This window comes from Pelagimonas varians, assembly GCF_003208435.1.
GTDB classification, from domain to species: domain Bacteria; phylum Pseudomonadota; class Alphaproteobacteria; order Rhodobacterales; family Rhodobacteraceae; genus Pelagimonas; species Pelagimonas varians.
Genome location: NZ_QKMF01000039.1, coordinates 1 through 10760 on the forward strand (window position 1 = coordinate 1; position 10760 = coordinate 10760).

The window sequence follows — 10760 nt, forward strand, 5'->3', positions numbered from 1 at the left end:
GCTGGCAGAGAATTGAACCAATCAACCCCGATCCGCAGGTGCGAAGAGTAGCTTAATTGACGCCAGAAACTGTCCAATAAATGGGGAGTAGGTCAAAGTTCAAGTCGTCCACAAACCGCATTTTCTCAGCGACAACGGATCAAGCTACGTCTCTGGCGACTTGGCAGAATGGTTGCAGGACAAAGGCATGAAGCACTCGCGTGGTGCGCCGTATCACCCTCAAACCCAAGGCAAGATCGAGCGCTGGCACCAAACTCTCAAGAACCGCATCTTGCTGGAAAACCACGTCTTGCCTGGAGACCTCGAAGCCCACAGATTGAAGCCTTCGTCGATCACTACAATCACCGGCGCTACCACGAGAGCATCAACAACGTCACACCCGCCGGCGTCTACTTCGGCCGTGACAAAGCCATTCTACAACAACGCGAAAGGATCAAACGAAGGACACTCGAAGCGCGGCGCTTGCATCACCGCCAGCACGCCGCATAATCAAACCAACAAGATGAGCCAAACTCTCTCTTAGTTTAGGCCGCCATTGGTTCCAAAAACCCTGACGACAGACAATCGCAAGGTCTTCATCGACGCTTTGTCGCGTTTGGCTTAGCACTAACTGTTTGCGAGCGCTGCGTTTCTCGCGCGTATCTTATCCGGTGGAAGTCCAAGAAAGATCAGGCCTGTTAGCGGCCAGCGCAGTATCAGCTTTTGCAAAAACATCGGTCCTATTGTCCCGATAACTATCCCGACGATCACGATGCCCAGCATCGGGATCGGCTCTCCCGCGGTCTGCCATGCTTTGGTGGTGATGGCGGTGAAGAACACGTGAAACAGGTAAATCGCATAGGAATATGTGCCGACGTGGGCCAAAAGGTTTGAGGTCGGACGCAGCATGATCAGGCCAAAGCAAGCGGAAAATCCCAGGTAAATTGCAACCAGTCGGCGGGCAAGACCTTGGGGGGCAAAACTGCCGGTGGCTATGTTCCAACCTATGATAAGGCCAACAATCAGAAGCGCCGCGCCGATCAGCTGGGCAAGCCTGTACGAGCGTAAGCGCTGGCGTAAATCCGGAGACTGCGACAGCAAGTAGCCAGACATGAAAAAGGGCACGAGGAATACGGCGTTTACAATCGAGAACCAGTTGGTTTCCGGGAGCGGGAAAACCGCAAATCCCCACCAGAGAATTCCCAGAAGGCCAAGCGCCTTGGCTACTTTCTTGTGATGGCTGCCACCCGCAAGGCAAGTCAAAATCACAAAGCACGTGACTATCAGGAAGCTGGCTTGAAGGAACCAAAAATGCGCATACGAGGTGATATAGATCATCGGTAGCTTTATTTGTTCCTGGCCTACCCCCGCGCGCACCGCCCAGAACAAGGTGCCTACGGCTGCCATCGGCAAAAGGAGACGTCGCGCCTTTTTTCTGATGACGGTTCGGGCGTCCGGCAACATGCCGGTGACCCGAGCCATGACCATACCCGAGATGAAGATGAAGATTGGCATGCGCATATCTTGCGTCGTATGGCTGACGATGCTGACGATGTGATCGAGCGGCAGCTCAAGTCCGGCTTGCGGCGATACACCAACCATATGATGTAGAACCAAAATAAAACACACGATGGCGCGCAGTGTGTCGATTTCAACGCGCATCGTTTCGGCTGTTGTCTTCGACGTCACCATTGCCACCATCCACGTAGTTTAGAGTTACATGGTGGCAACATGCCGCGCATGTCGTCGTGGTTTCCCAGCGGCAGCGCCACCATTTCACGATCGGCCTTCGGCTTGGCTTGAGCGCGGGTGAGGCGGGCTTGTAAATCATGGTGCAGGTCGGCTTTTCCTGCGTTGATCTTCCCGCGTGACAAAGCGCACATGAGGCGCGTGCCGCCTAGCTGATGCGCTTTCACGGCCTTGGTTCTCCGGTCATGGCTCATTCCTCGAATCTGGCTGCACCGGGGGCGTATCATGGCGGTCAATTGGATCTAATCCGGTTCGGTCTAGGCAGGGTGCGTTGGCAAGGCTCTCGGCGAGCCTGTGGCGCTGCTGAGCAATAGTTTCGACCAACCCATCACGGCGCGCCGTCCTGCCAACGCGCGGGCGGTCCAGTTCCCGCTGTGTCTCGATCAGGTCGGGCGTTGCTTTTTGCCCCCATGCAAGCCGGACGCCCACGATACGACGGCCACGTTTCAGTGGGGTGTAGGCGGCGGTAAAACCTGCCAGCTGATTAATCTCGGCAATGGCAATTTCCAAGGCGCGACGCTTCACATCTTGCCATCTGGGCAAGGTGTTTGGAGAGATGCCAAGAATGCCACGCAGTTCGTCTATGCTCAATTCTTCGGATGTTTGGTGGTGGTTCACGCGAAGGCCAATATGCAGATACAGGCGCAATGAATATTTGCTCTCGAAAGCCAAAACAGCGCGGCGGGAAACAGCCGCCCAATGTGTGCTATCGGCAATGACCTGGCGCATGGCGGGGGAAAACTCAAATCTGATTTCAGCGTCATCCAGACTATCCGGCTCGCGCTCAAAGTCGCTAAGGATCGGCCCGCTTTTGACACAGGGGCGACCGTGTCGGCTCACCAACTGTACCGACACGATTGTGCTATGAAGTTCCATTGCCGCTGCGGCCAGTTCTTCGCGAGAAGCATGAAAAGTTTCGTTTAAAGCTGAGTATGGAATTTTGTGCTGTGCCGGTTCTGCCACGGATATTCCGGCATCTTGGATTAACAGACAGAACAGCTTCGCTGCGCGCAGGCTTAACGCATCCCCGGACGCAAAGCGCATGTCGGAGATTTCCACAGCCGCCACGATTGCATCGGGATCCGGGCGGTGCATTCTAACAGCATCAATGGTGGTCATTTTAGCCATACAGGGACGCTATTGGGGACAAGGTCTTTGAGCAAGTCCCCCAGATCCGCAATCCGTCCCTTTAGGCCCGCAAGCGTGGTTTATTTTGGGCTTCTTATTCACACTGCCAAGCTGACAAACGGCGACATTGAGCACGCAGCCAACCTTGTGGGCCGTGTAGTTATCGACCTGTTTTCGCGTCCTGAAACGGCTCCAGACTCGACGTGAATGCACTGATAAACTCAAGGGTGATCGCCGACAACTGCTTGGACATCGGGCGGAGCAGTGAAAGTCTGTGGGTCAGGACCGGTTTGAATGGACGCGCCTGGATTCCTTTTCCAACGAACTTGAGGGCGTCAAGCTCACTGACGATTGCGACGCCAAGCCCAAGCGACACCAATTCACAGGCGGCTGTAAATTGCCGCGTTTCAACCAGTGTTTTGAGGGGGGCATCGGCGTCAAGGAATGCATCAGAAAGGCTTTTGAAAAACTCGCTGTCACGCCGTGTGTGAATGATCCGATCGCCAATCAAATCACGGGGCGAAATTTCACTGCGGGTTTCCAGATGATGCCCATCAGGGAAAATACACACTGTTCGAACGTCGATGTCCGTGCTGATGACTGCTGGATGCCCGCGAAACCCGTCTGTGATCCCGAAATCAAATTGTTCATCGATCATCCATTCCAAAATCCGTTCCGGCCGGTCAGGTTCGATCGTGATGCTTACGCCGGGCCGGTCCTTGAGAAATTGCGCCACAACCTTTGGCAGATGGCTGGTGGCAAACCCGGGGAGACACGCGATTCTGATATGCCCGGTTTTACGCTCGGTTATACTTTGGCTGACTTCTCCGATTTGCCCCATCAGGTCCAGAACCCGCTGGATGTCAGCTTGAAGAAAGCGAACTTCTTGCGTTGGAACAAGTTGCCCGTTCCGTCTGTCAAACAATGGAAATCCCAAGTTTTGCCTTAAATCAGCAAGCAATCGGCTAACTGCTGGCTGACTCACGCCTAATTCTTTTGACGCCCGTGTCACAGAACTGTGTTGAATGACGGCCATAAGGGCCTCGAATTGGCGCAGTCTTAGTTTTTGTTTCATGCCAATTCATCGCACGAAATCACGGATTATTCCATAACGTCATGTTATAAAAATTCCGGATTTTGCCATCTTGTATTATACCCGTGGGGGTGTATCGTTTTGGTGTTTAATAGACGATGCGGGGGCCACCCTAAGCATCGCTGGACAGACACGCACCGCAGTGGTGCAAGGGAGGAATTATGAAAAAATCTGTGCTCGGCGCGCTAGCCGTGTCAACAATGCTGACGCCAGTCGCAGCGATGGCCCAAACAGAAGTTCAATTCTGGCATGCCTTTACAGGGCGACTTGGGGAATTGGTTGCCGCACAAGTCGAAGAATTCAATGCGAGCCAAGACGACTATGTCGTCGTGCAAAGCCACAAAGGGAACTACTCGGAAACCTTGAACGCAGGTATTGCCGCGTTCCGCGCAGGAGAGCAGCCGCATATCCTGATGGTATTCGAAGTTGGCACAGCCACCATGATGGCCGCAGCCGGCGCTGTTCGCCCGGTTCACGAAGTGATGGCAGCCAGCGGCGCAGACTTTGACCAAGACGCCTATATCGGTGCGGTCAAAGGCTATTATACATCCACCGAAGGCGACATGCTGTCCCTGCCGTTCAACGCCTCTACTCCTGTTTTATGGGTCAACCGCGATGCGATGGCGGCGGCTGGTGTTGATCCGGACACTGATTTGTCCACTTGGCAGAATGTTGATGCTGCACTAACGGCGTTGAAAGCTGGCGGTGAGGAATGCCCGCTGGTGACCGCTTGGCAAAGCTGGATCCACCTCGAGAACTTCTCAGCTTATCATGATGTGCCATTTGCAAGCCAGGACAACGGTTTTGCAGGTACAGACACAGAGCTGATGTTGAATGGCGAAGCACAAGTCGCGCACCTGACAGCCATGGGACAATGGGCGCAAGATGGTAAGTTCATTTATACCGGTCGACGCAATGAAGGCGGCGCAAACTTCCGCGCTGGTGAGTGTGCGTTGTTCACTGAAAGCTCTGCCGGTTATGCAGGTATCAGCTCAGAAGCCGAATTCGACTTTGACGTGCGTCCGCTTCCATATTGGGAAGGTGTGGGCAATGCTCCGCAAAACACCATTATCGGTGGTGCATCCTTGTGGGTTATGGAAGGTCATGAAGATGACGAATACAAAGGCGCAGGCCAGTTCCTGAGCTACCTGTCGTCGTCCGATGTACAAGCCAAATGGCACCAGGATACCGGCTATTTGCCGATCACCGCAGAGGCGAGTGCAGCCACAAAAGCTGCCGGTTTCTACGAGGCAAATCCCGGCACAGAAGTGGCCGTGATCCAGATGACCGCGAACGCGCCAACGGCCAATTCCAATGGCTTGCGTCTTGGGTCATTTGACCAGATCCGTGGGATTATCGACGAAGAACTCGAAGGTATCTGGGCTGGCGACAAAACGGCCCAAGAAGCAATGGACAGCGCCAAAGAACGTGGCGATGCGTTGCTACGTCGTTTCGAGGCTGCCAACCGCTAAGTCGTAAACACTGCGTCAGGCCCCATTTGGGCCTGACGTTCAATTTGAGGAGGGCGAGACTATGGAAAAACGCGTTGTATTTCGCGGCTGGTTGCTGCCAGCGCTTTTGATCGCGCCACAGGTTTTCATTTCCGCTGTCTTTTTTTTCTATCCTGCTGGGCAGGCGATCTGGCAATCGCTATTTATCCCGGACCCGTTTGGCCTGTCGTCCCAATTTGTGGGGCTCGGCAATTTTGAATATCTCTTGGGCGACAGGTTTTATCGCGCGTCATTTGTGACTACGGCGGTATTCTCGATCCTTGTAACCCTGTGTTCCATGATCCCGGCGTTGTTCCTTGCGGTGATGGCGGATCGGTTGATCAAAGGCTCTGGCGTTTACCGCACAATGTTGATCTGGCCCTATGCAGTGGCCCCCGCAATTGCGGGTGTGCTCTGGTTGTTCATGTTCAACACGCGGGTCGGCGTCGTGTCATGGTATCTGGGCAATCTTGGCTATGACTGGAACCATGTTTTGAACGGCGGCGAGGCCATGGGCCTTGTTGTTTTGGCATCCGCATGGGGGCGGATCAGTTACAATTTCTTGTTCTTTTTTGCGGCACTTCAGGCGGTGCCCCGCTCTGTGATCGAAGCGGCTGCTATTGATGGCGCGCATTTTTGGACACGGTTCTGGACTATCGTTCTGCCACTGTTGTCCCCCACCACATTCTTTTTGCTGGTCGTGAATGTCGTCTATTCGTTCTTTGAAACCTTTGGTGTCATCCACACGATCACCTCAGGCGGACCGCAACAATCAACCACCGTGCTGGTCTACAAGGTGTTCTCGGACGGTTTTGTCGGCCAAGACCTTGGATCATCATCTGCGCAATCCGTGATCTTGTTGTTCGTGGTGGGCATGCTAACGATCATCCAATTCAAGTTCGTTGAAAAAAGGGTGCATTACTGATGGCCCAAGAAAGACATGGCATGGTCGAAAAACGTGGGGCGGGCCTTTGGCTGACCCATGTGTTTATGATCCTTGGCGTCTTGATTATCTTCTTCCCAATCTGGTTGGCCTTTGTGGCATCCACGGTGACGCAGCCTGAAATCGTCAAACCGCCGATGCCGCTTTGGCCCGGAGATCAGATGTGGGAAAATTATTCCAAGGCATTATTTGCAGGCGTAAACGTGCCTGTGACCACGATGTTGATCAACAGCCTTGTTATGGCGATCGGGATTGCGGTGGGTAAGATCGTGATCTCGCTTTTGTCTGCATTTGCGATTGTTTACTTCCGCTTTCCGGGGCGGAACATGTTCTTTTGGATGATTTTCCTGACGTTGATGTTGCCTGTCGAGGTGCGCATCGTGCCCACCTACGAGGTCGTGGCAGGCTTTGGCATGCTTAACAGTTATGGCGGTCTGATCTTTCCGTTGATCGCGTCTGCAACTGCAACATTCCTGTTCCGTCAGTTTTTCCTGACAATCCCAGACGAGTTGGCTGAGGCTGCGCGGGTTGATGGTGCAAGCCCCATGCGTTTTTTCTGGGACATTGTTGTGCCGATGAGCCGGACAAACGTTGCTGCACTTTTTGTGATTTTATTTATCTATGGCTGGAACCAGTATCTTTGGCCGCTGCTCATCACCACCGACCCTGAAATGAATACCATCGTGATGGGCATCAAACAGATGTTCCCGTCTGGCGATGACGTGGCCGATTGGCCTGTCATCATGGCGACCTCTATCCTTGCGATGATACCCCCTGTGATCGTCGTGGTCAGTATGCAACGGCTGTTTATCCGCGGCCTCGTCGATAGCGAGAAATAACAAATGGCAACCGTATCTCTTAAAGACGTAAAGAAAAGCTTTGGCGCGACGGACGTGATTCATGGCATCACGACAGATATAGCGGACGGTGAATTCATCGTGATTGTTGGCCCGTCGGGCTGCGGAAAATCCACATTGCTGCGCATGGTCGCGGGGTTGGAAACCGTATCGGCGGGAGAGGTGCTTATTGGCGGCGACCTTGCAAATGAAAAGGAACCGATGGACCGAGATATCGCAATGGTGTTCCAGAACTATGCGCTTTATCCACATATGTCGGTTCGGCAAAACATGGGTTACGGATTGAAAATTGCCAAGATGCCCACGGACGAAATTAACGCAAAGGTCGAGGCAGCAGCCAAATTGTTGCAGCTCGAACCTTTGCTTGATCGCAAGCCCAAACAATTATCAGGTGGTCAACGCCAACGGGTCGCGATGGGGCGTGCGATTGTGCGAGAGCCGGCGGTATTTTTATTCGATGAACCTCTGTCAAATCTTGACGCCAAATTGCGCGTACAGATGCGGCTAGAGATCAAGGAACTTCAATCAAAGCTGGGCATCACGTCCCTCTACGTAACTCATGATCAGGTCGAAGCCATGACGATGGCGGACCGCATGATCGTCATGCATGCGGGTATTGCCGAACAAATTGGCACCCCGCTCGAAGTCTATGAAACACCCCGCACATTATTCGCAGCCCAGTTTATCGGCAGCCCCGCTATGAATATTGTTGATGCAGAGGTGAAAGACGGGAAGATCTTGTTTGGGGGCCAGCAAGTTGGCGATGCAGCTGGCGCAGATGGGCCCGTGAAATTGGGCGTCCGGCCAGAACATCTTGTTCCCGATAACGCTGGTGCCTTGCTTGTTGCTGTAAAGATGGCTGAACCGCTAGGGGCGAACACCCTTTTGCACGGTATGCTTGACGGGTCTTCGGAAAGCTTCACCATCAGCTTGCAAGGCGTGCATTTGATGCCCGACACCAACACGCCTCGCAGTTTTCGCATTGAGGAAGGCAAAGCCCATGTCTTTGATGCCGAAACGGGCCTGCGGCGCACTGGTTGAAGGCTGTCCGCGCAAATTCGACGTCCTCGCAAAGCCCGGAATTCAGATGACTCCGTTTGTGAGTGCGGAATGCGGAGCTTGGCAGCGGTTTTCAGGTTTCATCGTATTGCCCGTTGTCACGGGCATTGGCGTTCTCGCATAGTATGGATAAGCCAATTTGAGGAGCTCAGAAATGTCTAGGATTAGCAGACGTACTCTTTTGAAAACGGGGGTTGCCGGTGCAACTGCCTTAACTCCTCTCAGCGCGGCTTTTGGTCAATCCAGTACGCTATCGGATTTGGGAACTGCAATCGTTCCTCTGCCTACGGTCACGATTTACACAGCCAGAGAAATCGTGACGCTTGATCCGGCAAAACCTTCGGCCGAAGCCGTCGCCGTGGTCGAAGGCCGCATCCTTGCGGTCGGTAGCGTTGACGAGGTTCAGGGCATATTGAAGGGACAGCGTCACAAGGTTGATACGACGTTTTCCGACCACGTGATTGTGCCCGGGTTTATCGCTCAGCACGACCATCCGCTTTTGGCCGCGCTCACGATGTCATCGGAAATTCTTTCGATCGAAGACTGGGTCTTGCCCTCTGGTACAGTCCTTGCAGTGAAGGACAAAAAAGATTTCATCGACCGGCTGACAGAAGCTGTTGGGCAGCGAAGTGATCCGTCTGAACCGGTGGTTTCATGGGGGTATCACCCTGCATTCTATGGCCCACTCACACGTGAGGATCTTGACGCTATTAGTCCAACCCAACCGATACTGGTTTGGGCGAGATCGTGTCACGAGATGATACTGAACAGTGCCGCACTGGACGCCGGCGGCGTCACGCCAGAAGTCATTGGAGGGTTTTCACAGACCGAGCAGGGTCAGTCCGTATTGGTCGAGGGACGTTTTTGGGAACAGGGATTGTTCGCGGTTTTGCCCTTCATTGCGTCGCTTGCCGCGACCCCGGAACGGTTGCAGGCAGGTTTGGAACTGACCCGTGATTACATGCATGCCAAGGGCATTACGATCGGAAACGAACCCGGTGGGATACTGGCCAAACCGGTTCAGGACGGCATCAACGCCGTCATGTCCAGCCCCAACATGCCTTTCCGCTGGTCGTTCATGCCGGATGCCAAAACCATGGCCAGCACCTATCCCGATGACGCTCAGGTGATTGCAGAGACCGAAAAGCTGGAAAGCTGGTACGGGGGGATGACCAGCCTTGCGCCAAAACAAGCGAAACTGTTTGCGGATGGTGCGATCTATTCATTGCTGATGCAGGTTCGTGATCCCTATCTGGATGGCCACATGGGCGAATGGATGATGGACAAGCAATTGTTTGATAGAGCATTCCGTATTTATTGGGATGCAGGTTACCAAATTCATGTACACGTCAACGGAGACGCGGGGCTCGACCGCGTACTTGACGCGCTTGAAACCAACCTGCGGCGCAATCCACGCTATGACCATCGGACGGTTCTGGTTCATTTCGCCGTAAGCGCGCAAGAGCAAGTGCAACGGATTTCCGACCTTGGAGCAATCGTGAGTGGCAACCCTTACTATGTCACAGCCCTGGCAGATCAATATTCGTCTGTCGGTCTTGGGCCAGAAAGAGCGGATGCGATGGTGCGGTTGGGCGATATTTCAAAGGCGGGAATTTCGTGGTCACTGCATTCGGACATGCCAATGGCACCGGCCGATCCTCTTTTTCTGATGTGGTGTGCCGTAAACCGGATCACGTCTTCAGGCAGGACTGCGGGGCCGGATCAAAAGGTCGGAGCAGCGGCGGCCCTGCGCGGTGTCACGCTTGAAGCAGCCTATTCACTAAAGCTTGAAAATGAGATCGGCAGCATTGAACCCGGAAAACGGGCCAACTTTACCATTCTCGACGATAGCCCTCTTGCAGTGGACCCAATGAAAATCAAAGATGTCAATGTCTGGGGGACAGTTATGGAAGGGCAGGTATTTGCTGTTGCACAGCCCGGGCGTAAAGCTTCGGTGAGGCCTTTCAACGATGGCGCTGATTATGAACAGCAGGACTTTGCGCGCGCAGCTTTTGAACATGCTCTAAAAGTCACTCACTCGCATCTTTAACTCTGCATTTGGCTCGGAGCCGTCCTTCGCAGCAACGGCAACCAAGGCCGGATAAGGCGTGTTCGCTACACTTGCTAGGGGCGAAACCCGGATATTGACCGCATCGTCATAGGAAACACAATGGCGTGTCAAAAGGGGGCGCGCACCAAACAGTAAATACCTGCAGTGGTGCTCCATTGGCCCAAAAGGTTAGCTCTAGGCCGGCAGGTGATTTTTCGAATCCGCTCAAATAGGACAAAATCGCCGTTCATTGACTTTTTTCTGTAGCGGTTTGAGAGCATTTTTTCAGGCCTCATAGAGGCTGGACCTGTCGCGGTTTTGATGCCGCTCCTTTGATAGCATTTACTGCAACAAAGGAGACAGACTATGGGACTGAAACGTACGGACGAATTTCGCCAAGATGCGGTGCGTA

General features: G+C 53.6%; 9 protein-coding genes and 1 pseudogene. 6 read left to right on the top strand and 4 right to left on the bottom strand.

The window, feature by feature from the left end; translation table 11 throughout:
- Positions 1-103 precede the first annotated feature (103 nt).
- Positions 104-489 (top strand): annotated as a pseudogene (locus C8N36_RS23580) (integrase core domain-containing protein); the annotation flags it as partial.
- Between the two features lie 117 nt (positions 490-606).
- Here the strand turns inward: C8N36_RS23580 and C8N36_RS23585 are convergent.
- From C8N36_RS23585 to C8N36_RS23600, 4 genes are all read right to left on the bottom strand, one after another.
- Positions 607-1671: an acyltransferase family protein gene (locus C8N36_RS23585; protein WP_170125982.1), complete on the bottom strand. Its 1065-nt coding sequence runs from the start codon at positions 1669-1671 to the stop codon at positions 607-609.
- Positions 1665-1922, bottom strand: a complete 258-nt coding sequence (locus tag C8N36_RS23590; protein WP_097807108.1) for a hypothetical protein — start codon at positions 1920-1922, stop codon at positions 1665-1667. The genes C8N36_RS23585 and C8N36_RS23590 overlap by 7 nt, the downstream gene beginning before the upstream one ends.
- Positions 1912-2856, bottom strand: coding sequence for a replication initiation protein (locus tag C8N36_RS23595; protein WP_097807109.1), 945 nt, complete (start codon positions 2854-2856; stop codon positions 1912-1914). Before C8N36_RS23595 ends, C8N36_RS23590 begins: the two co-directional genes overlap by 11 nt.
- 160 nt (positions 2857-3016) lie before the next feature.
- Positions 3017-3931, bottom strand: a complete 915-nt coding sequence (locus C8N36_RS23600) for a LysR substrate-binding domain-containing protein (RefSeq protein ID WP_097807110.1) — start codon at positions 3929-3931, stop codon at positions 3017-3019.
- A 179-nt stretch (positions 3932-4110) separates the two neighbouring features.
- Between C8N36_RS23600 and ugpB the strand changes: the two genes are divergently transcribed.
- The 5 genes from ugpB to C8N36_RS23625 all read left to right on the top strand — a co-directional run bounded on the left by ugpB (position 4111) and on the right by C8N36_RS23625 (position 10348).
- On the top strand, positions 4111-5421 hold the full coding sequence (gene ugpB, locus C8N36_RS23605) for a sn-glycerol-3-phosphate ABC transporter substrate-binding protein UgpB (RefSeq protein WP_097807111.1): 1311 nt from the start codon (positions 4111-4113) through the stop codon (positions 5419-5421).
- A 61-nt stretch (positions 5422-5482) separates the two neighbouring features.
- Positions 5483-6364 (top strand): sn-glycerol-3-phosphate ABC transporter permease UgpA, encoded by an 882-nt coding sequence (ugpA, locus tag C8N36_RS23610; RefSeq protein WP_097807112.1) that lies wholly within the window; start codon positions 5483-5485, stop codon positions 6362-6364.
- A gap of 20 nt (positions 6365-6384) precedes the next feature.
- The gene (gene ugpE, locus C8N36_RS23615; protein ID WP_097807115.1) at positions 6385-7221 is read left to right on the top strand and encodes a sn-glycerol-3-phosphate ABC transporter permease UgpE; all 837 of its coding nucleotides are present in this window, start codon (positions 6385-6387) and stop codon (positions 7219-7221) included.
- Positions 7222-7224: 3 nt separating this feature from the next.
- Entirely contained in the window at positions 7225-8280 is a 1056-nt protein-coding gene (locus tag C8N36_RS23620; RefSeq protein ID WP_097807113.1) for an ABC transporter ATP-binding protein, read from the top strand.
- A 172-nt stretch (positions 8281-8452) separates the two neighbouring features.
- Positions 8453-10348 (top strand): amidohydrolase, encoded by a 1896-nt coding sequence (locus C8N36_RS23625; RefSeq protein ID WP_097807114.1) that lies wholly within the window; start codon positions 8453-8455, stop codon positions 10346-10348.
- The last annotated feature ends 412 nt before the right edge of the window (positions 10349-10760 follow it).